Genomic DNA, 21,785 nt, shown 5'->3' with positions numbered 1-21,785 from the left:
TCGCGGCGCCGCTGGCCGATCGCTTCTATGTGATGGAGCATGGCCGCATCGTCGAGAAGTTCGGTGCCGCGGATCTGGAAGCCAGGATGCCGGTGCTCAACGAATTGCTGGGAGTCTGAGGCGATGACGACTGTCTTTGGTTTTCCCGTGCAAGCCTTGCTGAGCCAACTGCTGCTGGGGCTGGTCAACGGGTCGTTCTACGCGATCCTGAGCCTCGGGCTCGCGGTGATCTTCGGGCTGCTCAACGTCATCAACTTCGCGCATGGCGCGCTGTTCATGGTGGGCGCGGTGTTCAGCTGGATGGCGATGAGCTACCTGGGCATCGGCTACTGGGCGATGCTCGCCGTGGCGCCGCTGGTCGTCGGCCTGCTCGGCGTGCTGATCGAGCGCCTGTTCCTGCGCTGGATCTACAAGCTCGACCACCTCTACGGCCTGTTGCTCACCCTGGGCCTCACGCTGCTGATCGAAGGCGCGTTCCGCTCGGTCTATGGCGTCTCGGGCCTGAGCTACGACACGCCCGCGGCACTGGCCAGCGCCAGCGATCTGGGCTTCATGGTGCTGCCCAACTACCGTGCCTGGGTGGTCGTGGCCTCGCTGGTCGTGTGCATCGCCACCTGGTTCGTGATCGAGAAGACCCGCATCGGCGCCTACCTGCGCGCGGGCACCGAGAACCCGCGGCTGGTCGAGGCCTTCGGCGTCAACGTGCCGCTGATGATCACGCTGACCTATGCCTTCGGCGCCGGCCTCGCCGCCTTCGCGGGCGTGCTGGCCGCGCCGGTGATCCAGGTCTCGCCGCTGATGGGCCAGAACCTGATCATCGTGGTGTTCGCCGTCGTCGTGATCGGCGGCATGGGCTCGATCATGGGCGCCATCCTCACCGGCCTGGGCCTGGGCGTGATCGAAGGGCTCACCAAGGTGTTCTACCCGGAGGCCTCGTCCTCGGTCGTGTTCGTGATCATGGTCATCGTGCTGCTGGTGCGCCCGGCCGGCCTGTTCGGCAAAGAAAAGTGAGTCCGCGGTCATGAAGAAGATTTCTCTCGTCCTCTATCCGCTGCTGATCGCCGGGCTGCTGCTCGCGCCTTTCCTTGGCGCCTATCCGGTGTTCGTGATGAAGCTGTTGTGCTTCGCGCTGTTCGCGGCCGCCTTCAACCTGTTGCTGGGCTTCGCCGGCCTGCTGTCCTTCGGGCACGCGGCGTTCCTCGGCTGCTCGGCCTATGTCGCGGGCCAGGCCATGAAGGCCTGGGGCCTGACGCCCGAGCTCGGCCTGCTCGCGGGCACGCTCACCGGCGCCTTGCTCGGCTGGGTCTTCGGCGCGCTGGCGATCCGCCGCCAGGGCATCTACTTCGCGATGATCACGCTGGCCTTGGCGCAGATGATGTTCTTCGTGGCGCTGCAGGCGAGGTTCACAGGCGGCGAAGACGGCCTGCAGGGCGTGCCGCGCGGCAAGCTGTTCGGCCTGCTCGACCTGAGCAACGACCTCACGATGTACTACGTCGCGCTCGCCGTGTGCGTGCTGGCCTTCCTGCTGATCGTGCGCACCGTCCATTCGCCGTTCGGCCAGGTGCTCAAGGGCATCAAGGAGAACGAGCCGCGCGCGCTCTCGCTGGGCTACGACGTCAGCCGCTTCAAGCTGCTGGCCTTCGTGATCTCGGCGGCGCTGTCGGGCCTCGCGGGTTCGCTCAAGACGCTGGTGCTGGGCTTCGCGACCTTGTCCGACGTGCACTGGACCGCGTCGGGCCAGGTCGTGCTGATGACGCTGGTGGGCGGGCTCGGCACGCTGTCGGGCCCGCTGGTGGGATCGGCCGTGGTGGTGCTGCTGGAGAACAAGATCGGCGAACTGGGCAACCTGCTCGCGCGCATCACCACCATCGACTGGTTCAACACGCTGGGCGAGTCGGTGACCATGGTCACGGGCCTGATCTTCGTGGTGTGCGTGCTGGCCTTCCGCAAGGGGATCATGGGCGAGGTGGTGGCGTTCATGGCGCGGCGCCGCCGGTAGCCGGCCCGAGCGTGCTGGATGACGATGCCATCAGAAAAACCTATGGTGGTATCAATACCTTGTAGTTTTCGGCGCCGCGCGCGGACCCTAGGATCCGTGCCACATGAATGAAGAACAAGGCCTTCGCGCCCCTGGCCGCATCGGGCTGTCGCAATCGGGCTTCATCGCCACGGTCACCATCGAGAACCCCGGCCGGCGCAATGCGCTGACGGTGGCGATGTGGGAGGCATTGCAGGCGGTGTTCGCCGACCTGCGGCAAAGCGAGACGCTGCGCTGCGTGGTGCTGCGCGGTGCGGCGGGCAACTTCGCGGCCGGCGCCGACATCTCGGAGTTCGAGCAGGTGCGCGCCACGCGCGAGCAGGTGACGGAGTTCCACGAGCAGTGCGTGTCCGGTGCCCTGTGCGCCATCCACGACCTGCCCGTGCCGGTGATCGCGCTGATCGAGGGCGCCTGCGCGGGCGGCGGCCTGGAGATCGCCTCGGTCTGCGACCTGCGCATCGCGGGCCGCGGCGCCCGCCTCGGCATCCCGATCCGGCTGCTGGGCTTTCCGCTCGCGCTCGGCGAGATGGAATGGCTCTACCGGCTCGCCGGTCCCGCGCTCACGGCCGAGCTGCTGTTCGAAGGCCGCATGCTCGATGCGCAGACCGCGTGGGCCAAGGGCCTGCTGACCGACGTGGTCGACGATGCGGATGTCGAGCGGCGCGCCCAGGCGGCCGCCGAGGCCGTCGCGCAGAGCGCGCCGCTGGCGGTTCGCGCGCTCAAGCGGCAGCTGCGCCGCCTGATGGAAGACCCGAGTCCCGTGACGCGGGAAGAACGCCTGGCGAGCTATGCCTTCGCGGACACGCAGGACTACCGCACGGGACTGCGCGCCTTTCGCGAGAAGACCCGTCCCGAATTCGTCGGCCGCTAGCACGCCGGCCGGCGCCTTGCCGATCGCCCCTCAAGAAAGACCTCTCATGACCCAAGCGCTGCCCCTCGCGGGCCTCCGCGTGCTCGACCTCTCGCGCGCGCTGTCCGGCCCGTTCTGCTCGATGATCCTCGGCGATTTCGGCGCCGAGGTCGTGAAGATCGAGCCGGCGCCGCACGGCGACATGGTGCGCCAGTGGGGACCCTTCGCCGAGGACACCAGCGTCTACTACCTCTCGGGCAACCGCAACAAGAAGAGCGTGGCGCTGGACTTCCGCCACCCCGAGGGCCTGGCGATCGTGCGCGAGATGGCAGCGAAGGCCGACATCCTGGTGGAGAACTTCCGCGCCGGCGTGATGGCGCAGATGGGCATGGGCCAGGCCGAGCTCATGGCGCTGAACCCCGGGCTGATCCACGGCAGCATCACCGGCTTCGGCAGCGACGGCCCCAAGGGCCACTGGCCGGGCTTCGACCAGATCGCGCAGGGCTTCTCGGGCTTCATGAGCTTCACGGGCACGCCCGAGTCCGGCCCGCAGCGCGTGGGCGTGGCGATCGGCGATCTCACCTCCGGCATGTGGACCGCCATGGGCATCCTCGCGGCGGTGATCCAGCGCCAGGCCAGCGGCCAAGGCCAGAAGGTCGAGACCTCGCTGCTGGCGAGCCTGGTCGGGCTGCTCAGCGTGCAGGGGCAGCGCTACCTGTCGCTCGGCGAGGTGCCGGCGCCGGTGGGCAACGTGCATCCGGTGATCGCGCCGTACGGCGTGTTCGAGGCGCAGGATGGGCCGCTGAACATCGGCGGCGCCACGCAGGAACAATGGGTGAAGATCGCCCGCCTGCTCGGCCTGGAGGCGCTGCTGTCGGATCCGCGCTTCGTCAACAACGCGGCGCGCATGCAGCACCGCATCGCGCTCAAGGAATTGCTCGAGGAACGCCTGCGCACGCAGCCGCGCGCGGCCTGGACCGCGCAGATGGTCGCGCTGGGCATTCCGGCGGGGCCGATCAACGACATCGCCGACGTGTTCGCCGATCCGCAGGTGCAGCACTGCGGGCTGGTCGAGGAGTTCACGCATCCCGTCATCGGGCCCATGCGGCAGGTCGGCAACCCGGTGCGCATCGACGGCTTGCGCGAGGGCAGCGTGCGCCTGCCGCCACCGCTGCTCGGGGAACACACGGTCGAAGTGCTGAGGGATTTCGGCTATGGTCGCGAGCGGATCGACGCCTGGCTCGCCGACGGAGTCGTAAGTCAACACGGCCTCGGCTGAGTTCGGACCTCACCTCTCCACCATCGGCCTGCCCCCGCGCCGGGCAGCCATCACCCCTTCTCGCCATGGAAATACGCCAGCTGCGCTACTTCGTCGCCATCGTCGACAGCGGCTCGCTCTCGCGCGCGGCAGCGCTGGTCCACATCGTCCAGCCCGCGCTGAGCCAGCAGATGACCCAGCTCGAGGAAGAGCTCGGCACCCAGCTGCTGCAGCGCAGCGTCAAGGGCGTCACGCCGACCGATGCGGGACAGGCGCTGTACCGCCATGCGCAGCAGATCCTCAAGCTCGCGGGCGACACGAAGAACGTGGTGAAGGCGTCGGACGCGGGCCTGAGCGGGCGCGTGCGGCTCGGGCTGCCGTCGAGCATCGCGATGGTGCTGGTCGGGCCGCTGATCGCGGCGCTCGAGGAGCGCCATCCGCAGATCGTGCTCGAGGTCTACGAGAGCCCCAGCACCTTCCTCGCGGCGCACCTGATCAACGAGCGTGTCGAGCTCAGCGTGCTGGTCGACGACGTGGCGCTGCCCGGCATCGAGGCGGTGCCGCTGGTGGACGAGCCGCTGTACTTCGTGCAGCCGCGCCGCAAGCCGCTGGTGCGCGCGGGCCGCAGCATCGACCTGCCGACGGTGGCCAGCGTGCCGCTGATGCTCACGACGCAGGTCACCACCTTGCGCGACCTGGTCGACCGCGCCTTCGCCGAGGCGGGCGTGGCGCCGCAGATCAAGGCCGAGGCGAGCTCGATCCACACCGTGCTGGCGATGGTCGCGCAGGGTGGCGCGGGCACCGTGATCCCGCATTCGGCGCTGGCCTGGCATGCCGCCGCGCAGTTGCTGCGACAGACCCCGATCGAGCCGCAGATCGTGCGCCGCGCGACGCTCGCGCATTCGCGCCTGAACCGGTTGCAGCCCGCCGCCGCCTGCGTGCACGCACTGATCGTGAGCGTGGTGCGCGAGCTGGTGCGCTCCCGCCGCTGGGACGGGGCCCGACTGGTGGCCGGAAACTGAGCGTGCGTGGCGCCATCGCTCGGCGCTATACCGGTAGCAGGATTTCGTAGTGTTCAGTTCGGGAGGCCGTCCCTACAGTCGACTGCACAAATCGACGGAGACACCATGAACATCCTCAGGGCCACACGGCTCGTATCCTGGGCGCTGATCGCCATGCCCCTGCTGGCGGGCGCGCAGCCCGACTATCCCGCGCGCCAGCCGGTGCGCCTGATCGTGACCTTCGCGCCGGGTGGCGGCTCCGACACCATCGCGCGCTCGCTCAACGCCAAGATGAGCGAGAAGCTCGGCCAGACGGTCATCGTGGAGAACAAGCCGGGCGCCGGCGGATCGATCGCCACCGACTACGTCGCGAAGGCCGCGCCCGACGGCTACACGGTGCTGTTCACCGTCTCCTCGCACAGCATCAACCAGGCCCTGTACCCCTCGCTGCCCTTCAACACCGAGCGCGACCTGCGCGGTGTCACGCTGATCGGCGCGCTGCCGCAGGTGCTCGCGGTCCATCCCTCGGTGCCGGCCAGCAATCTCAAGGAGTGGATCGCGCTGGGCCAGCGCGATCCGCGGTACCGCCAGTACGCGACCGGCGGCATCGGATCGCCGGGCCACTTCGCGGGCGGGCTGCTGCAGTCGATGGGCAAGCTCTCGCTGCAGCACATTCCCTACCGCGGCGCGGGACCGGCGATCGCGGACGTGGTGGGCAACCAGGTGCCCGCGGTGTTCGGCACCTTGAGCGGCGCGCTGCCGCACATCCGCAGCGGCAAGCTCAAGGCGATCGCCGTGACCTCGAAGGAGCGCTCGCCGCTGCTGCCCGAGGTGCAGACCATCGCGGAGTCGGTGCCGGGCTACGAATCCGACACCTGGATCGGCACCTTCGTGCCGCACGGCACGCCGCAGGCCGTGGTCGACAAGCTGCACCAGGCCACGCTCGCGGCCCTGGCCGACAACGAGGTCAAGGCACGCATGGAAACCCAGGCCGGACGCGTGATCGGCGGTTCGCCCGAGGCGCTCGACAAGCTGGTCTCGCAGGAGATCGTGCAGTTCACGCGCGTGGTGCGCGAGCAGGGGATCAAACCCGAGTAGGCGCTCGATCGAGCGAGCTGGCGGCTACCGCGCGGCGCCCTTGGCGGGACATGGGTAGAGCTCGCGCATGTGCAGCCGGAACGCCTGCTCCATCGGCATCGTCCGCTGCTCGGGCGGCAGGTGCAGCAGGAAGGGGATCAGCGTGTCGGTGGTGACCTTCGCGGACTTGCCGGGGCAGCTGTCGATCGTGGTGCCCGCGGCCCTGGCCTTGAGCACGTCGGTGCGGTAGTTGTCGCCGATGTTCGCCAGCCCGCGGATCGCCGCCACGTAGTCGGCGTTCTGCTCCGCGCGCTCGGGACCGACCTCGCCGAGCACCTGCGCGCCGCGCAGGAAGTCGTCCACCGTCAGCGATGCGCTGCGGTCGGGCCCGATGGACGGCGGGAGGTCGCGCGAAGGCGTCTGCGCCAGCGCCGCCGGGAAGGCGAACATCGCGAGCAGAAGGGCGGCACCGGCAAGGCGCCGCACCGGTTCAGAGACTGTTGGCTTCACCACCGGGCAGGTTGTAGGTCTCGGAACCGGGGAATGCATCGGAAGGCTTGGGGATCGCGCGCCTGTGGATGGCGGCGAAGCTCAGGCAGCAGGCGGCGCCGACGATGGGAATGAGCCATACCAGGGCCAGCTGCCATGCGCGCTGCGGCCCCGAGTAGAAATCGCTGCGCAGCACCACGACCGTTGCGGCCAGGTCGCCCGCGAGGACCGCGATGGCGATGGCTGCGAGGACGTAGGGAAGGGGGCCGTGCAATGGGTGTGCTCTGGGGAGGGGTCGAACGAATGTAGCGAGGGGGTTGCGCGGGCGTCAACGGCCTGGAACAGATTGACACAGCGGAAACGTCTTTCGCTCCTCGATGCGGCTTCAATGCGCGGCGACTTCGGCCGCCTCGTCCGGCAGGCTCCCCTTCGATTTCACGAACGCCTGCATGTGCTTCAGGAAGGCGTTCGCCGCCGGCGTCAGCTCCGCGTCGCTGCGCGAATAGACGCCCATGTTCCGCTTGACCGTCGGCCTCACCAGCATCCGCGTCTGCACGCCGGTGCGGCGCGAGAGCTGGCGCACGTTGACCGGCAGCGCGGCCACGCCCATGCCCGCGGCCACCATGCTGATCAGCGTGGAGGAGAAGGTCGCGACATGCGCGGGCACCGGCCGCAGGCCGACCGAATCGAAGGCCGCGTCGGCCAGTGCGCGCGACGGGCTCTGGTCGGACAGGCTGATCAGCGGATGCCTGGCCAGCTCGCGCCAGGTGACGGCGCCGCGCTCCGCGAGCGGATGGCCATCGGGCACCAGCGCCACCAGATGGTCCTGGTAGAGCGTGACCTCCGTCAGCCCCGGCTCGCCTTCGACCAGCGTGCCGACGCCGAGGTCGACCTCGCCGCGGCGCACCTGGTCGCGGATGGTCTCCTCGAAGCCGTCCTTGAGGATGCACTGGATACCCGGATGGCGCTGCTGGAACGACTGGATCACCCAGGGCAGCAGCGTGGCGGCGATCACGATGGAGGCGGCCACCGTGACCCGGCCGCGCTTGACCTCGGCCAGCGCGCGCGATCCGGCGACCGCGGCCTCGAGGTCCTCGAGCGCCTTGCGCGCCAGCGGCAGGAACTCGGCGCCCGCCTCGGTCAGCTGGACCACGCGCGTGCTGCGGTAGAACAGCCGCAGGCCGATCTGCTCCTCGAGTTCCTTGACCAGCGTGGACAACGCGGAGGGCGACAGGTGCATGCGCTCGGCCGCGCGGGCGAAGGCACCGACCTCGGCCACCGCGAGGAAGGCGCGGATCTGGCGCAGCGTAATATTCATATTTGGCGAATAATCGTTCGGATCATTCTGATTGTCCAAGCATTGAGCCGGTGCTGCAATGGCGCCGTCCATCGATCAGGAGCATCCCCATGACGACATCCGCCACGGCGAACACGGCCCCGCGCGCCGAAGACCGGCCCGCATCCTCGACCAGCCCGCGGCGCGTCGCCGCCGCGAGCCTGGTCGGCACCACGCTGGAGTTCTACGACCACTTCGTCTTCGGCACGGCGGCGGCGCTGGTGTTTCCGAAGCTGTTCTTCCCGCAGACCGATCCCTTCGTCGCGACCATCCTGTCGCTGCTGTCGTACGGCATCGCCTTCGTCGCGCGGCCGGTGGGCGCCGCGATCTTCGGCTCGCTGGGCGACAAGCTCGGGCGGCGCTTCGTGCTGGTCTCGACCTTGCTGGTCATGGGCCTGTCGACCTTCCTGATCGGGCTGCTGCCGACCTACGAGCACGTCGGGCTGCTCGCGCCGCTGCTGCTGGCGCTGCTGCGCTTCGCCCAAGGGCTCGCGCTGGGCGGCGAGTGGGGCGGCGCGGCCCTGATGGTCAACGAGTTCGATGCCAGCGGGCGCCGCCGCGGCTTCTACGGCAGCCTGGTGCAGGTCGCGAGCCCGATCGGCGTGCTGATCGCCAACGCGATGTTCGGCTTCATGAACACGGTCACCACCGACGCGCAGTTCATGGACTGGGGCTGGCGCGTGCCCTTCCTCGCGAGCATCCTCCTGGTGGGCATCGGCTACTTCATCCGCCGCACGATCGAGGAATCCCCGGTCTTCAGGAGCCTCGAGAAGAGCGCCCACAAGGCCGAGGCGCCGCTGGCCGAGACGCTGCGCAAGCACTGGCGCCAGGTGCTGCTGGCGATCGGGGTGCGGGCCGGCGAGGGCGTCATCTGGTACGTGTTCTCGCTGCTGCTGCTGATCTACGTGCCGAACCGGCTCGGCCTGCCGCGGCAGGTGGCCTTGAACGCCGTGCTGTGGGGCGCGGCGGTCGGCGTGGTCGCGATCCCGCTGTTCGGCGCGCTGTCCGACCGCTTCGGCCGCAAGCCGATGTTGCTGCTCGGCGTGGCCGCCTCGATCGTCTGGTCGTTCGCGTACTTTCCGCTGCTGGAGACGCGCAATCCCTCGCTGGTGGTGTTGGCCTCGGTGATCGGCATGGTCTGCCAGGCTTCGCTGTGGGCGCCGCTCGCGGCCTTCATCCCCGACATGTTCGAGTCCAGGGTGCGGTGCACGGGCGCATCGCTGGGCTTCCAGCTCGCGGGCGTGTTCGGCGGCGCGCTCGCGCCCAGCATCTGCGTCTGGCTGCTCGACCGTTTCGACAGCCCGCTGTCGATCTCGATCTACTGCACCCTCGGCCTGCTGCTGATCGGGGTGTGCGTGGCGAAGGCGAAGGTGCAGCGATGAGCGAGGCGGTGCGCGACTTCATCGGCTACGGGCGCGTGCGTCCGGACTTCGAATGGCCGGGCGGGCGCCGCGTCGCGCTCAGCGTGGTCGTCAACTACGAGGAGGGCGCGGAGAACTGCGTGCTCGAGGGCGATACCTTTTCGGAGGTGCTCAACAGCGACGTGTCGGGCGCGACGGCGCGCGCCGGGCGCCGCAACCTGGTGGTGGAGTCGCACTACGAATACGGCAGCCGGGCCGGCCATTGGCGCATCCTCGACCTGCTCGCCGAATGCCGGGTGCCGGCCACCTACTTCGCGGTGTCGGGCGCGCTCGAGAAGCATCCCGAGGCCGCGCGATCGATCGTCGAGGCCGGACACGAGGTGGTCTCGCACGGCGCGCGATGGATCGACTACGACGAGGTGCCCGAGGCGACCGAGCGCGCGCACATGGTTCGTTCGCTCGACGTGCTCGAGCGCCTGTGCGGCGAACGCCCGGTCGGCTGGTACACGGGCCGCGTGAGCCCGCGCACGCGCGCGCTCGCCGTCGAGCAGGGACTGCAGTACGACTCGGATGCCTACAACGACGACCTGCCGTACTGGACGCGGGTCGGCGACAAGCCGCACCTGGTGCTGCCCTACAGCTTCGACTGCAACGACATGCGCTTCGCCTCGGCGCCGGGCTTCGACACGCCCGACGACTTCACCGACCACCTGCGGCGCACGCTCGCCTGCCTGCGGCGCGAGGGCCGCCGGCAGGCGTCGATGATGTCGATCGGCCTGCACCTGCGCCTGGCCGGGCGGCCCGGGCGCACGGAGGCGCTGCGCGAGTTCCTGCTCGCGGCCTCCGAATTCCCCGATGTCTGGTTCTGCCGGCGGCGCGACATCGCGCAGTTCTGGCGGCATCGCTTTCCGGCCACGCCATGACGGCGAGGACGCTGTTCCTCAATCCGAACTCGAGCCGCGAGATCACGGCCACGCTGCGGCGCCACATCGCGCGCGGCGGCTGGCCGTCCGGATGCTGGGCCGCCGCCGAGGTCGAGGCGGCGCCACGGATCATCGGCTCCGCCGCCGACAACGCGCGGGCCGAGGCGGCGCTGGCGCGCGCTTTGCCGGGCTTGAGCGAGGGCTTCGACCGGGTGGTGGCGATGTCGTCGGTCGACACGGGCTACGAGATCGTGCGCGAGCGCTTCGGCGATGCGGCCCATGGTTTCACGCGCAGCGTGCTGGCGCTGCACCGGAAGCGCGGCCACCGGCTCGACATCGTGACCTTCGACCGCGGCATGACGGCGCTCTACGAGGCCGCCTTCGAGGCGACCGGCCATGCGGGCACGATCGACGGCTGGCAGGTGATCGATCTCGCGCCGGCCGTCATCGCCGCGCAGCCCGAGATCGTGCTGGATGCGCTGCGCGAGCGCTGCGAGGGCTTCGGCGGACGGCAGCCGGTCTTCGTGGTCGGCGTGGTCGGTCTGGCGCTTGCCGCGGGGCTGCGCGATGCCGGCATGCGGCAGGTGATCGATCCGGTGGCGGACCTGCTCGCCTGGCTCGGCGAGGGCTGAAGCGCCGACGGCCCGCTCAGCCCCAGCGCGCCAGTACCTCCGCAGCCGGCGTCGCCTCGCGCGCCGCCGGCCCCTGGATTCGCGAAGGCGTGCGCGAGAAACGCGGCGCCGGTGCCGGCTGCCGCACGCCTTCCACCTCGACGAAGGCCTCGCGCGCACTTTGGTGCGGATGCGCGGACGCCTCGCTCAGCGCGAGCACGGGCGCGACGCAGGCATCGCTGCCGTCGAACAGCGCGGTCCATTCGTCGCGGCTGCGGGTGCGGAACAGCCGCTCGAACTCGGCGCGCAGCGCGGGCCAGCGCGCGCGGTCGTGCTGCGCGTCGCGCAGCGCGGGGTCGACGCCCAGGCGTTCGCACAGTTCGGCGAAGAACTGCGGTTCGATCGGCCCGATGCAGACATGGCGGCCGTCGCCGGTGGCGTAGCTGCCGTAGTAGGGCGCGCCGCCGTCGAGCGCGTTGGTGCCGCGTTCCTCGCGGAAGGTGCCGCGCATCGCGCTGGTGGCGAACAGGCTCATCAGCGAGTTCACGCCGTCGACGATGGCCGCGTCGACCACCTGGCCCTGTCCCGAGCGCCGGCTTTCTAGCAGCGCGGCCAGGAGGCCGACGACGAGGTAGAGGCTGCCGCCGCCGTAGTCGCCCACGAGGTTCAGCGGCGGCACCGGCGCCCCGCCGGCCGGGCCGATGGCATGCAGCGCGCCGGTCAGCGCGATGTAGTTGATGTCGTGGCCCGCGGCCTGCGCGAGCGGGCCGTGCTGGCCCCAGCCGGTCATGCGGCCGTAGACCAGCCGCGGATTGCGCCGCAGCACCTCGTCGGGGCCCAGGCCCAGGCGCTCCATCACGCCGGGCCGGAAGCCCTCGACCAGCACGTCGGCACGCGCCAGCAGGCCCAGCACCTCCTCGCGCGAGCCCGGGTCCTTGAGGTCGGCCAGCACCACGGTGCGGCCGCGGCCCGTGATGTCGCTGCGGTCGCCGAGTCGGCGCGCGGGGCGGTCGATGGTGATCACGTCGGCGCCCATGTCCGACAGCAGCATGCAGGCGAAGGGCGCGGGCCCGAGGCCGGCGAATTCGACCACGCGCAGGCCGGCGAGCGGGCCGCTGGCCTCGTGGGGAGTGAAGGTGGGATTCATCGTGGGGAGGAAGGTGTGTGGGGGTTCTGTCGTGCCGCATGCCGCGCGATGCGCCAGCCGAACACGATCGCGGGCCCGAGCGTGATGCCCGGGCCCGGATAGGCGCCGCGCATGATCGAGGCCATGTCGTTGCCGCAGGCGTAGAGGCCCGCGATGGGTTGCCCGTCCGGGTCGAGCACGGCGCCGTCGGCATCGGTGGCGAGACCCGAGCTCGATGCGGCTTCGCCGGGCCAGACCGCCAGCGCGCAGAACGGCGCTTGCGCGATCGGGCCGAGACAGGGGTTCGGCGCATGCGCCGCATCGCCGTTGAAGCGGCCGAGCTCGGTGCTGCCCTTGCCGAAGTCCGGGTCCTCGCCGGCTTCGGCATGGCGGTTGTGGCGCGCGATGGTGGCGGCGAGCGTGCGCGCATCGATGCCCAGCCGTGTGGCCAGTGCGTCGATGTCGTGCGCGAGCACGAGATAGCCCGATGCCTCGTGCCGCCGCAGCGCGCTCGCGCGCGTGCCGGGCGGGATCGTGCCGAGGCCGTAGGCGCGCACGAAGGCCGCGTCGCAGACCAGCCAGGCCGGCGGCGTCGATGCGCCGGGGCGCATGCGCGCGAGCAGGGCTTCGACGAAGTGGTGGTACGAGGCGCTCTCGTCGACGAAGCGGCGCCCGTCGGCATCGACGGCGATCAGCCCGGGCTTGGCGCGGTCGAGGTACAGGTGCGGAAAGAGCCCGGGTTCACCGCCGGCGCGCGGTGCCAGCGAAACGGGCTGCCAGAAGAAGTCGCCCCGATGGCGTTCGAGCCGGGCCCCGGCCCGCAGCGCGGCATCGAGGCCCTCGCCGCGGTTGCCTTCGAAGGACTGCGGCCGCAGCGTGCGCGGCGACACGCTGGCCGGCGCCAGCTCGGCGCGCAACGCCGCATGATGGCCGACACCGCCGGTGGCGAGCACCACGCCGAGGCGGCTCGCGATGCGCCGCGTCGATCCCTCGTGGTCGAACAAGCCACCCGTGACGCGGCCCGCCGAGATATCGAGTTGCCGCAGTCGCATGCCGAAGCGCACCGGCACGCCGGCCTGCCGCAGGCTGAAGTACAGCCGCGCGACGAGCGCATTGCCCAGCACCAGGCGCGTGCCGCGCGCATGCGTGAGCCGGTCGCGCGCATGGCGCAGCACCAGCCGCGCGGCATGGCGGAAGTTCGCGATGCTGCGCCAGCGGTAGGCCAGGGCCTGCACGTCGGCCTTGTTGGCCATCATGCCGCCGAGCACCATGAACTCGGGCATCGGCGCGCGGATGCGTTCGAAGTCGTGGCCCAGCCGCCGGCCGTCGAAGGGCAGCGGCGAGAGCGCGCGTCCCGTCACGGCCGCGCCGGGCAGCGCGAGGTAGTCGGGATGGCGGCCGGCCGAGGCGAAGCGCAGTTCCGAACGGGCCTCGAGGAAGGCGATCGCCTCGGGGGCGCTCGCGAGGTAGGCGGCGCGCAGCCCGCGCGGATCGTCGGCGCCGAGGATCGCGTCGAGATAGCGCGCGGCCTCGGCGGCCGAGTCCGCGAAGCCCGCCACCGCGCCCTGCGCATTGCCGGGCACCCACAGCGTGCCGGCCGAGGTGGCGGTGGTGCCGCCGACCTGTTCACCGGCTTCGCACAGCACCACGTCGAGACCCATGAGCGCGCCCGCGAGCGCGGCGCTCATGCCGCCCGCGCCGGCGCCGATCACGAGCAGGTCGCAGGTGTCGGCCTCCTGATCGCCGGTGCGCGCGGACTCAGGCACGCCGCCACTGCAGCAGCGCGTACGGCGGCTGCGCATCCGGATGGTGTTCGAACACGCCCTCGACCTCGGCGCCGATCTCCACCGCCTGCATCGGATCGCCGAGCAGGTTGCCGACCATGCGCACGTTGCCGGCCCCGGGCAGTTCGACCAGCACCACGAGGTAGGCGCCATGGTCCTTGAGCGCCGCATGCGCCGGATGCCAGACGCGTTCCCAGCTGAAGATGCGGCCGCGCGGCGCGACGTCCACCCAGGCGGGATCGAAGGCATGGCAGCGGTGGCAGATCCACTCGGGGCCGAACTGCCAGGTGCCGCAGTGGGTGCAGCGCTGCACGCGCAAGACGCCCTCGCGCAGGCCTTGCCAATAGGGTTCGGACAATCCGTCGGGCTCCGAAACGGGGATCGGCAGGCCCGCGGGCAGGTAGCGTTTCTCGTCGTTCGTGTCGTTCACAGCACGTTCTCCGATGCCAGCAGCAGGTCGCTCGCGGGCGTGACCATCGGGCCGCCGATCACCAGCGCGACATCGCTGCGCGCCGCCTGGCTGGTCGAGCTGCCGCGCACCTGGCGCACCGCCTCGAGCACCAGCTCGAAGCCATGCATGTAGCACTCGGCGAGATTGCCGCCGCTGGTGTTCAGCGGCAGCCGGCCCGTGGGGGCGACGAGGTTCTCGAGCGTGAGGAAGTCGTTGGCCTCGCCGGGTTCGAAGAAGCCGTGCTCGGCCAGCGCCATCGCCACGCCGCCGGTGAAGTTCTCGTAGCTCTGCACCACGCCCACGTCGGCCGGCGCGATGCCGGCCATGGCATAGAGGTCGGGGGCCACGGTGTCGAAGCCCGCGCTCGCATAGCGCGGCGCATTGTGCGGATGGGCGCCGGCGCGAAAGCCCGAGCCCGAGGCCGCGCCGAGCAGGTAGGCGGGCTTGTGCGCGAAGTCCTTCGCGCGCTCGGCCGCCACCAGCACGATCGCGGCAGCGCCGTCGTTCTCCATGCAGCAGTCGTACAGGTGGAAGGGCTCGGCGATCCAGCGCGAGGCGTCGTACTTCGCGGCGTCGAGCGGCTTGCCGTGCATCACGGCGCGCGGATTGGCCTGCGCATGGTGGTAGGAGGCGAGTGCGATGGCACGCAGCGCCTCCTGTTGCACGCCGTGCTCGTGCATGAAGCGGCGCACGCGCATAGCGAAGCGCTGCGGCGGCGAGAGCACGCCATGAGGCATGAGGTAGGCCTTCTCGCCGGAGATGGTGTCGATGCCGCCGACCTGTCCGAAGCGCCCGTGCTGGCCCTGCGCGAGCGCGCGGAACACGACCACGCAGTCGGCCAGCCCGGCCGCGATGGCGGCCGCGCCATTGGCCACCGCCGCGGCGCAGCCGCCACCGCCGCCACCCCACTGCATGGTGGCCGAGCGCAGTCGGTGGATGCCGAGCGCGGCCGCCAGCCGCGAGGCCTCGCTGCGGTCGTCGCTGTACGAGGCGAAGCCGTCGATCTCGCGCGGATCGAGGCCTGCGTCGGTGCAGGCGGCGAGGATGGCCTTGAGCGCGAGCTTGAACTCCGCGTCGGGCGACTGGCCGTGGCGGTAGTAGGTCGTCTCGCCGATGCCGACCACGGCGACCCGGCCGCGCAGCGTGCGGTTGGTCATGCCGGCGTGCCGGCGGGTTCGTGCCGTTCGGCGGGCGGGCCGAAGGCGCCGGCGCGCGCGAGCGCCGCGAAGCGCGCTTCGTCGTAGCCCAGCGCCTCGCGCAGCACCTCCTGCGTGTGCTGCCCGACCGTGGGCGCGGCCACCGGGTCGGCGATCGGCGTGCGCGAATAGCGGATCGGCAGCGCCATGTTCGGCACCCAGCCCACCTGCGGATGCGGGATGCGCGTCACCAGCCGGCGCTCGCGCGCCTCGGGCGAGCGGATGGCCTCGCCGACCGAGCGCACCTGGCCGCAGGGCACGCCGGCCGCGCGCATGCGCGACTGCCAGTGCGACCAGGGCTGCTTCGCGAACGCCTCGCCGAGCAGCGCGAACAGCAGCTCGCGCCGCTGCGAGCGCTCGCGGCCGCTGGCATAGGCCGGGTCCGCGGCCACGTCGGGCCGCTCGAGCACCTGCGTCATCAGGCGCTGGAAGATCTTGTTGTTGCCGCAGTTGATGTAGAACGAGCCGTCCTGGGCCTCGAACACGCCCGAGGGGCAGGTGTCGGGGCTGGTGTTGCCGTGGCGCTGCGGCTCGGCGCCGCTGAACACGTGCTGCAGCGTCGCATAGCCGGTCATCAGCACCGCGTTGTCGAACAGTGCCACCTCCACCGCCTGCCCGCGGCCCGTGCGCTCGCGCGCCACCAGCGCGCCGAGGATCGCGTTGGCCGCCATCATCGCGGTGCTGATGTCCATCACCGGCGACAGCGCGCGCACGCCCTGGCGGTCGGCATAGCCGTTCATCGAGACGAAGCCGCTCTCGGCCTGCGCGATCGGATCGAAGCCCAGGCGGTCGGCGAAGGCGCCCTCGCGGCCGTAGGCCGACACCGAGCAGTAGACGAGCTCGGGATTGGCCTTGCGGCAGCTCTCGTAGTCGAGCCCGAAGCGCTCCATCACGCCGGTGGAGAAGTTCTCGACCACGACGTCGGCGCTCGCGACCAGGGCGCGCGCCACCTCGAGGCCTTCGGGCGTCTTCAGGTCCAGTGCCACGCTGCGCTTGTTGCGGTTCGACCAGAGGAAGGGCGCGCCCTGCGCGAGCTCGGGATGCACCGGCGGGTACTGGCGGAAGTCGTCGCCGCGCCCGGGCGCCTCGATCTTGATCACGTCGGCGCCCATGTCGGCCAGGATCATGGTGGCGAAGGGGCCGGCGATGAAGTGGGTGAAGTCCACCACCTTGATGCCGGCCAGCGCCTGCGGCGCGCCCGCGGGGCGCGGCTGGTGCTCGGGGAAATCGGATTCCAGTTTTTCAAGCATGAGGGCGGTTCTCACATCTGGATGTTGGCCTTGCGCACGACCGGGCCCCATTGGCCCATCTCGTCGCGGATGAGCTTCTCGAGCTCCTGCGGCGTGCTGCTGCGCGCCTCGACGTTGCGCACCGAGAACATCTTGCGCACCTCGGGTCGCGCGACCGCGGTCACGATCGCGTCGTGCAGCTTCGTGACGATCTCGTCGGGCGTGTCCTTCGGCGCGAGCACGCCGAACCAGGCCGAGCTGCGGAAGCCCGGCACCTCGTCGGCGATGGCCTGCAGACCCGGCACGGTCTCGGTGGCCTTGGGCGTGCCCACGGCCAGGTAGCGCACCCGGCCCGAGCTCACCAGCGTGGCGCCGTCCAGGCCGGTCACGAAGGCTGCCTGCAGCTGGCCGCCGGCGAAGGCGGTCATCATCGGCGCGCCGCCGTTGTAGGGGATGTGCTGCATGCGCAGGCCCGCGGCCTCGTTGAAGTACTCGGCCGTCAGGTGCGACAGCGAGCCGTTGCCGACCGAGCCGACGTTGAGCGCATTGCCGTTCTTTTTCGCGTAGGCGAGGAAGTCCTTCAGCGTCTTCGCCGGGCTGTCGGCGGGCACGGCCAGGATCATCGGCGTGATCGCGACGGTGGAGATCGGGCGCAGGTCCTTGAGCTCGTCGTAGGGCACCTTGCGCATCAGCGAGACCACCGCATTCGGGCCGGTGTTGCCGAACACCAGCGTGTAGCCGTCGGGCGCGGCCTTGGCCACGTAGTCGGTGCCGATGGTGCCGCCCGCGCCGGGCTTGTTCTCGACGATCACGGTCTGGCCCAGCGTCTCGCTCATCGACTGCTGGATGGCGCGCGCGAGCTGGTCGGTGCTGCCGCCGGCCGCATAGGGCACGATCATGCGGATCGGCTTGTTCGGATAGCCGCCCTGCGCATGGGCGGGCAGGGCGCCGAGCACGAGCGCGGCGCAGGCGGCGCCCAGCAGCGCGCGGCGGGGGAAGAAAGAGCTTGTCATCGGGGGTCTCCTTGGGTTCGTGGGTGTCGTGTCAATCCGTGTCGCCGAGCACGCTCGACCAGTAGCTGCGCGCGCGGTCCATGTGGCGCAGGATCAGCAGTTGCGCCTTGGCCGCGTCGCGCGCGCGGATGTGGCCGAGCAGGCGGCGGTGGTCGAGCAGCGAGGCGCGACCCTGCACCGTGTCGGCGAACATCGCCTCGCGGCGCCGGCCGGTGAAGCGGTAGAAGGCATGCAGCACGCGCACCAGCACCGAGTTGTGGGTGGCATCGACCAGCGCGACATGGAACTCGGTGTCGGCCGCGGCGATGTTGCCGCCCTCGGCCAGCACCTGCTCGGTGCGCTGCAGCACGGCTTCCATGCGAGCGAGGTCGGCCTCGGTGCGGCGCTGGCAGGCCAGGCCCGCGGCCAGCACCTCGAGATGGCCGCGCACCTCCATCGTCTCGGCCACTTCCACCGGCGTGGGCACGGCGCCCATGTCGGTGAGCATCACCAGCGCCTCGAAGCTGCCTTCGCGCTCGACGTGCCGCAGGTAGATGCCCGAGTTGGGCCGCGATTCGACGATGCGCAGCGTGACCAGCGTGGCCAGCGCCTCGCGCACCGCGTTGCGGCCGACGCCGAGGCGCTCGGCGAGGTCGCGCTCGGAGGGCAGCCGGTCGCCCGGTTGCAGGCGCCGGTCGCGCAGGTAGGCGAGGATGCCGGCGATGGCGCCATTGCCCGCGCCCGCCGCGTTGGAAGCACTGGCTTCCTGCGGTTCCGCCGTGGTGTCGAGCCGGGTCGTCATGGACTGCTCACCTGCCTCAGAGGTCCAGGACCAGCGTCTTCGAGCGCGAGCCCGAGCAGCAGATCATGATCGCCTCGTTCGACTGCTTCTCCTGCGCATCCAGGTAGTCGTCGCGATGGTCGGGCTCGCCCGCGATCACGCGCGTGCGGCAGGTGCCGCAGACGCCGGCGCTGCAGGCATAGGGCACGTCGATGGCGTGGTCGAGCAGCGTGTCGAGGATGGTCTTGCCCGGTGCCACCGCGAGGCGCTGGCCGCTGCGCTCGAGCACCACCTCGTAGCCGCCCTCGGTGGCGGCCGCGCTGCCGGCGGCGAAGCGCTCGAAGTGCACCGTGTGCGCGGGCCGGCCGGCACAGGCCTCGACGAAGGCGTCGATCATGCGCGCCGGGCCGCAGCAGTACAGGTGCGCGCCGGCCGGCGCGTTGCGCACGATGGCCGCGATATCCAGCCGCTCGGCCCGCGAGGAGCCGAAGCAGAACTCGACCTCGCCGCGGCCGCGTCCGCCCTGCATGGCGCGCAGCGTGTCGGCGAAGGCGGTCTCCTCGGGCGAGCGGCCCGCGTAATGCAGCTGCCAGCGCCGGCCCAGCTCCTCGAGCCGGTGCAGCATCGACAGGATCGGCGTGATGCCGATGCCGCCGGCGATGAAGACCGAGTGCGCGGCCTCCTCGGCCAGCGCGAAGTCGTTGGCCGGCAGGCCGGCGCGCAAGCGGTCGCCCACGCGCGGCTGCGCATGCATCCAGGCCGAGCCGCCGCGGCCCTGTGCGTCGCGCTGCACCGCCACCACGTAGCGCGCGGCATCCGAGGGCGCGTTGAGCAGCGAATAGCTGCGGATCATCTCGCGCGGCAGGTGCAGGTCGATGTGCGCGCCGGCCGTGAACGGCGGCAGCGGCCGGCCGTCGGCCGACACGAACTCGTACGACGCGATGCCGCGTGCCTCCAGCCGGATCTGGCGCAGGCACAGGTCCAGCGGCGCGGGATTGCCCAGGCTCATGGCGTGTAGCCGAAGTCGGCGCCCAGGCGCGCGGTCATCAGCTCGCGGCCCGATTCGCTCCAGGCCTCGCCGGCCGGCAGCGTGAGCGACACCGCGCGCACCATCGGCAGGTCGGGGTCCTCGATGCGCGGCGGGCGCTGCTGGCGCACCGACAGGTTGCGCACCGTCTCGAGCAGCAGGCGCCGGGTCATCGCGATGCCGGTGTCGCTCATGCCCAGGTGCTCCTTCGAGCGGTCGTAGATCGGCGCCACGCCCGACTGGCAGGCCGCGTCCTGCACCCACAGGCCGGGCAGGCCCGAGAACCAGGTCTTGGTCTGCGCGTCGTAGTTGAAGAGGAAGGCGCTCTGCAGGTTGAACCTGGTCCAGTACTTCGCGAAGGGCTCGGTGGCGGGCCGCGGCGCATAGGCGTTGATGCTCGGGTGGCCGGTCTCGCGGCCGCCGTGGCCGTTGTCGAACAGCTTGCGCGTCTTCTCGTAGAACTTCTGCGCCGGCGTGTACGAGAACATGATGCACAGCGTGTGGTGGTCGTCCAGCGGCACCCAGGCGTGGCCGCTGAGCTCGGGGTAGTTCGACTGCGGCGGCACCAGCGTGTAGAAGGGCAGCAGGAACTGGTTGACGCGCCAGTAGTGCGTGTTCTCGTCGAGCACGCGCTTGGAGGCCACGCTCATGCCGAAGTCCTGGCGCTTGCATTCGAAGGTGGGCCGCAGGTCCTTCTTCGCGGTCCAGTCGCTGATCGCGCCCTGCTGGTCGATGCGCCCGTGCAGGATCGGCGCGTGGGCCGAGTCGATCTCGCCTTCCACGGCCTGCAGCCAGTTGCATTCCTGCACGCGGAAGCTCACGTACACGTTCTCCTCGGGCACCAGGTTCCACTCGAGGTTCGGCAGCGGCGGCGGGTTCTCGCGGTCGGGCCCCATGTAGGTCCAGACGATGCCGTTGCGCTCGCGGCAGGGGTAGTTCTTGATCGTGACCGTGTCCTTGAGCCGGCTCTGCGCGGGCTCGGCTGGCGTGTCCTGCACGCGGCCGTCGACGCCGAACTTCCAGCCGTGGTAGATGCAGCGCACACCGCAGTCCTCGTTGCGGCCGAACACCAGCGGCGCGCCGCGGTGCGGGCAGGCATGGTCGATCAGGCCGACGCGGCCCTCGCTGTCGCGGAACGCGATCAGCTCCTCGCCGAGCAGGCGCACGCGCTGCGGCTGGCCGTCGGTCTCGAGGTCGCGGCTGGGCAGGAAGGGGATCCAGTAGAGGCGCATCAGCTCGCCCATGGGCGTGCCGGCGCCGACGCGCACGAGGGTTTCGTTGTCTTCTTGCGAGAGCATGGCTGCGGTTTTCCTTGTGGGGCAGGGCCATCCGGCGTGGTGGACCACCTTGGATGACCAGATTGGTAGGACCAATGCTAAATTCGAGCCCGCGCGATGCAAAGCTTTTGTCTCAATAACCTTGTGAATGGATCAACCATAGATGGCTAAGGCGAGCGAGGTGGCAGCCGTCGCGCATGTCTTTCGCCGTGTCGCCAGCGCGAGCGCGCCGGCACGGTTAGGCTCCCTCGTCTTCATCCCGTTGCCCGAGCCATGACTACTTCCCCGCCCGTTCCCGCGCCGGATCTCGCCGCGGCCCTCGACACCGTGCTCGACGCGCGCTACAGCTGCCGCGGCTACCTCGCCGACCCGGTGCCGCGCGACGTCATCGACGCGATCCTGCGCGCCGCCCAGCGCACGGCCTCGTGGTGCAACTCGCAACCCTGGCAGGTGGTCGTGACCGGCGCGGCCGCCACCGAGCGCTTGCGCGCGGCGATGGCCACGCCCGAGGCACTGGTCGACCAGGGTTTCGAGATCGCGCCGCCCGCCGAGTACCGCGGCGTCTACCGCGAGCGCCGCCGCGAATGCGGCTTCCAGCTCTACGACAGCGTGGGCATCGCCCATGGCGACCGCGAGGCCTCGGCGCGCCAGGGGCTGTTGAACTTCTCGTTCTTCGGCGCGCCGCACGTGGCGCTGATCCACACCGATGCCGCGCTCGGCGCCTATGGCGCGCTGGACTGCGGTGCCTACGTGTCGAACTTCATGCTGGCCGCGCGCAGCCGCGGCGTGGCGAGCATCGCGCAGGCCGCGCTCGCTTCGCGCGCGAAGTTCCTGCACCGCTGGTTCGACATCCCGGACGATCGCCAGGTGGTTTGCGGGATCTCCTTCGGCTACGAGGATCCGGCGCACCCGGCCAACGGTTTCCGCACATCGCGCGCTACCGTCGGCGACGCCGCGCGCTGGGTCGAGGACTGATCC

At 70.7% G+C, this 21,785-nt stretch carries 22 protein-coding genes and 1 pseudogene; 11 read left to right on the top strand and 12 right to left on the bottom strand.

Annotated elements, in window-relative coordinates; translation table 11 throughout:
* From KV106_RS29150 to KV106_RS29120, 7 genes and pseudogenes are all read left to right on the top strand, one after another.
* Nucleotides 1-119: pseudogene (locus KV106_RS29150) on the top strand (ABC transporter ATP-binding protein); the annotation flags it as partial.
* Nucleotides 120-123: 4 nt separating this feature from the next.
* Nucleotides 124-1,011, top strand: coding sequence for a branched-chain amino acid ABC transporter permease (locus tag KV106_RS29145; RefSeq protein ID WP_261214314.1), 888 nt, complete (start codon nt 124-126; stop codon nt 1,009-1,011).
* A gap of 10 nt (nt 1,012-1,021) precedes the next feature.
* Nucleotides 1,022-1,999: a branched-chain amino acid ABC transporter permease gene (locus KV106_RS29140; RefSeq protein ID WP_261214313.1), complete on the top strand. Its 978-nt coding sequence runs from the start codon at nt 1,022-1,024 to the stop codon at nt 1,997-1,999.
* A 103-nt stretch (nt 2,000-2,102) separates the two neighbouring features.
* Nucleotides 2,103-2,909 (top strand): enoyl-CoA hydratase-related protein, encoded by an 807-nt coding sequence (locus KV106_RS29135; RefSeq protein ID WP_261214312.1) that lies wholly within the window; start codon nt 2,103-2,105, stop codon nt 2,907-2,909.
* A gap of 46 nt (nt 2,910-2,955) precedes the next feature.
* The gene (locus tag KV106_RS29130) at nt 2,956-4,167 is read left to right on the top strand and encodes a CaiB/BaiF CoA transferase family protein (RefSeq protein WP_261214310.1); all 1,212 of its coding nucleotides are present in this window, start codon (nt 2,956-2,958) and stop codon (nt 4,165-4,167) included.
* A gap of 65 nt (nt 4,168-4,232) precedes the next feature.
* Nucleotides 4,233-5,168, top strand: coding sequence for a LysR substrate-binding domain-containing protein (locus KV106_RS29125; protein ID WP_057595746.1), 936 nt, complete (start codon nt 4,233-4,235; stop codon nt 5,166-5,168).
* A 105-nt stretch (nt 5,169-5,273) separates the two neighbouring features.
* A complete protein-coding gene (locus KV106_RS29120; RefSeq protein WP_261214301.1) occupies nt 5,274-6,245 on the top strand; it encodes a tripartite tricarboxylate transporter substrate binding protein in 972 nt (323 codons plus the stop codon).
* Between the two features lie 24 nt (nt 6,246-6,269).
* Here KV106_RS29120 and KV106_RS29115 read toward each other — a convergent pair whose 3' ends face one another.
* From KV106_RS29115 to KV106_RS29105, 3 genes are all read right to left on the bottom strand, one after another.
* The gene (locus tag KV106_RS29115) at nt 6,270-6,710 is read right to left on the bottom strand and encodes a hypothetical protein (RefSeq protein WP_261214300.1); all 441 of its coding nucleotides are present in this window, start codon (nt 6,708-6,710) and stop codon (nt 6,270-6,272) included.
* Nucleotides 6,711-6,714: 4 nt separating this feature from the next.
* The gene (locus tag KV106_RS29110; protein ID WP_261214299.1) at nt 6,715-6,987 is read right to left on the bottom strand and encodes a hypothetical protein; all 273 of its coding nucleotides are present in this window, start codon (nt 6,985-6,987) and stop codon (nt 6,715-6,717) included.
* Between the two features lie 111 nt (nt 6,988-7,098).
* Nucleotides 7,099-8,031: a LysR family transcriptional regulator gene (locus KV106_RS29105; protein ID WP_208513110.1), complete on the bottom strand. Its 933-nt coding sequence runs from the start codon at nt 8,029-8,031 to the stop codon at nt 7,099-7,101.
* 89 nt (nt 8,032-8,120) lie between these two features.
* Between KV106_RS29105 and KV106_RS29100 the strand changes: the two genes are divergently transcribed.
* The 3 genes from KV106_RS29100 to KV106_RS29090 are packed head-to-tail and all read left to right on the top strand — an operon-like array spanning nt 8,121 to nt 10,965.
* Nucleotides 8,121-9,431 (top strand): MFS transporter, encoded by a 1,311-nt coding sequence (locus KV106_RS29100; protein WP_057595741.1) that lies wholly within the window; start codon nt 8,121-8,123, stop codon nt 9,429-9,431.
* Nucleotides 9,428-10,333: a polysaccharide deacetylase family protein gene (locus KV106_RS29095; RefSeq protein WP_057595740.1), complete on the top strand. Its 906-nt coding sequence runs from the start codon at nt 9,428-9,430 to the stop codon at nt 10,331-10,333. Before KV106_RS29100 ends, KV106_RS29095 begins: the two co-directional genes overlap by 4 nt.
* Nucleotides 10,330-10,965: an aspartate/glutamate racemase family protein gene (locus tag KV106_RS29090; RefSeq protein WP_261214290.1), complete on the top strand. Its 636-nt coding sequence runs from the start codon at nt 10,330-10,332 to the stop codon at nt 10,963-10,965. The genes KV106_RS29095 and KV106_RS29090 overlap by 4 nt, the downstream gene beginning before the upstream one ends.
* 16 nt (nt 10,966-10,981) lie before the next feature.
* Here KV106_RS29090 and KV106_RS29085 read toward each other — a convergent pair whose 3' ends face one another.
* The 9 genes from KV106_RS29085 to KV106_RS29045 are packed head-to-tail and all read right to left on the bottom strand — an operon-like array spanning nt 10,982 to nt 20,828.
* On the bottom strand, nt 10,982-12,091 hold the full coding sequence (locus KV106_RS29085) for a CaiB/BaiF CoA transferase family protein (RefSeq protein WP_261214288.1): 1,110 nt from the start codon (nt 12,089-12,091) through the stop codon (nt 10,982-10,984).
* On the bottom strand, nt 12,088-13,836 hold the full coding sequence (locus KV106_RS29080; protein ID WP_261214286.1) for an FAD-dependent oxidoreductase: 1,749 nt from the start codon (nt 13,834-13,836) through the stop codon (nt 12,088-12,090). The genes KV106_RS29085 and KV106_RS29080 overlap by 4 nt, the downstream gene beginning before the upstream one ends.
* Nucleotides 13,829-14,284: a Zn-ribbon domain-containing OB-fold protein gene (locus KV106_RS29075; protein ID WP_261214284.1), complete on the bottom strand. Its 456-nt coding sequence runs from the start codon at nt 14,282-14,284 to the stop codon at nt 13,829-13,831. Before KV106_RS29075 ends, KV106_RS29080 begins: the two co-directional genes overlap by 8 nt.
* Nucleotides 14,281-15,462 (bottom strand): thiolase C-terminal domain-containing protein, encoded by a 1,182-nt coding sequence (locus KV106_RS29070; protein ID WP_261214275.1) that lies wholly within the window; start codon nt 15,460-15,462, stop codon nt 14,281-14,283. The genes KV106_RS29075 and KV106_RS29070 overlap by 4 nt, the downstream gene beginning before the upstream one ends.
* Nucleotides 15,459-16,751 (bottom strand): CaiB/BaiF CoA transferase family protein, encoded by a 1,293-nt coding sequence (locus KV106_RS29065; protein ID WP_261214273.1) that lies wholly within the window; start codon nt 16,749-16,751, stop codon nt 15,459-15,461. Before KV106_RS29065 ends, KV106_RS29070 begins: the two co-directional genes overlap by 4 nt.
* Nucleotides 16,752-16,762: 11 nt before the next feature.
* Nucleotides 16,763-17,743 carry a Bug family tripartite tricarboxylate transporter substrate binding protein gene (locus KV106_RS29060; protein WP_261214272.1) on the bottom strand — a complete coding sequence of 327 codons (981 nt, stop codon included), beginning with the start codon at nt 17,741-17,743 and terminating at the stop codon, nt 16,763-16,765.
* Between the two features lie 31 nt (nt 17,744-17,774).
* On the bottom strand, nt 17,775-18,524 hold the full coding sequence (locus tag KV106_RS29055) for a FadR/GntR family transcriptional regulator (protein ID WP_261214255.1): 750 nt from the start codon (nt 18,522-18,524) through the stop codon (nt 17,775-17,777).
* Between the two features lie 16 nt (nt 18,525-18,540).
* Entirely contained in the window at nt 18,541-19,512 is a 972-nt protein-coding gene (locus tag KV106_RS29050; RefSeq protein WP_261214254.1) for a PDR/VanB family oxidoreductase, read from the bottom strand.
* The gene (locus KV106_RS29045; RefSeq protein ID WP_261214252.1) at nt 19,509-20,828 is read right to left on the bottom strand and encodes a Rieske 2Fe-2S domain-containing protein; all 1,320 of its coding nucleotides are present in this window, start codon (nt 20,826-20,828) and stop codon (nt 19,509-19,511) included. The genes KV106_RS29050 and KV106_RS29045 overlap by 4 nt, the downstream gene beginning before the upstream one ends.
* A 252-nt stretch (nt 20,829-21,080) precedes the next feature.
* Between KV106_RS29045 and KV106_RS29040 the strand changes: the two genes are divergently transcribed.
* Entirely contained in the window at nt 21,081-21,782 is a 702-nt protein-coding gene (locus KV106_RS29040; RefSeq protein ID WP_208513123.1) for a nitroreductase, read from the top strand.
* The last annotated feature ends 3 nt before the right edge of the window (nt 21,783-21,785 follow it).

The organism is Variovorax endophyticus (assembly GCF_025376855.1).
Taxonomy (GTDB): Bacteria; Pseudomonadota; Gammaproteobacteria; order Burkholderiales; family Burkholderiaceae_C; genus Variovorax.
Note: the sequence above shows the minus strand (reverse complement) of the source record. Positions and strands in the feature narration are given on the sequence as shown.

What these genes read in the sequence shown, in the direction of transcription:
- KV106_RS29145 (WP_261214314.1), top strand. Translation starts at nt 124, where the DNA reads ATGACGACTGTCTTTGGTTTTCCCGTGCAAGCCTTGCTGAGCCAACTG.
- KV106_RS29140 (WP_261214313.1), top strand. Translation starts at nt 1,022, where the DNA reads ATGAAGAAGATTTCTCTCGTCCTCTATCCGCTGCTGATCGCCGGGCTG.
- KV106_RS29135 (WP_261214312.1), top strand. Translation starts at nt 2,103, where the DNA reads ATGAATGAAGAACAAGGCCTTCGCGCCCCTGGCCGCATCGGGCTGTCG.
- KV106_RS29130 (WP_261214310.1), top strand. Translation starts at nt 2,956, where the DNA reads ATGACCCAAGCGCTGCCCCTCGCGGGCCTCCGCGTGCTCGACCTCTCG.
- KV106_RS29125 (WP_057595746.1), top strand. Translation starts at nt 4,233, where the DNA reads ATGGAAATACGCCAGCTGCGCTACTTCGTCGCCATCGTCGACAGCGGC.
- KV106_RS29120 (WP_261214301.1), top strand. Translation starts at nt 5,274, where the DNA reads ATGAACATCCTCAGGGCCACACGGCTCGTATCCTGGGCGCTGATCGCC.
- KV106_RS29105 (WP_208513110.1), bottom strand. Translation starts at nt 8,031, where the DNA reads ATGAATATTACGCTGCGCCAGATCCGCGCCTTCCTCGCGGTGGCCGAG.
- KV106_RS29100 (WP_057595741.1), top strand. Translation starts at nt 8,121, where the DNA reads ATGACGACATCCGCCACGGCGAACACGGCCCCGCGCGCCGAAGACCGG.
- KV106_RS29095 (WP_057595740.1), top strand. Translation starts at nt 9,428, where the DNA reads ATGAGCGAGGCGGTGCGCGACTTCATCGGCTACGGGCGCGTGCGTCCG.
- KV106_RS29090 (WP_261214290.1), top strand. Translation starts at nt 10,330, where the DNA reads ATGACGGCGAGGACGCTGTTCCTCAATCCGAACTCGAGCCGCGAGATC.
- KV106_RS29085 (WP_261214288.1), bottom strand. Translation starts at nt 12,091, where the DNA reads ATGAATCCCACCTTCACTCCCCACGAGGCCAGCGGCCCGCTCGCCGGC.
- KV106_RS29070 (WP_261214275.1), bottom strand. Translation starts at nt 15,462, where the DNA reads ATGACCAACCGCACGCTGCGCGGCCGGGTCGCCGTGGTCGGCATCGGC.
- KV106_RS29065 (WP_261214273.1), bottom strand. Translation starts at nt 16,751, where the DNA reads ATGCTTGAAAAACTGGAATCCGATTTCCCCGAGCACCAGCCGCGCCCC.
- KV106_RS29060 (WP_261214272.1), bottom strand. Translation starts at nt 17,743, where the DNA reads ATGACAAGCTCTTTCTTCCCCCGCCGCGCGCTGCTGGGCGCCGCCTGC.
- KV106_RS29055 (WP_261214255.1), bottom strand. Translation starts at nt 18,524, where the DNA reads ATGACGACCCGGCTCGACACCACGGCGGAACCGCAGGAAGCCAGTGCT.
- KV106_RS29050 (WP_261214254.1), bottom strand. Translation starts at nt 19,512, where the DNA reads ATGAGCCTGGGCAATCCCGCGCCGCTGGACCTGTGCCTGCGCCAGATC.
- KV106_RS29045 (WP_261214252.1), bottom strand. Translation starts at nt 20,828, where the DNA reads ATGCTCTCGCAAGAAGACAACGAAACCCTCGTGCGCGTCGGCGCCGGC.
- KV106_RS29040 (WP_208513123.1), top strand. Translation starts at nt 21,081, where the DNA reads ATGACTACTTCCCCGCCCGTTCCCGCGCCGGATCTCGCCGCGGCCCTC.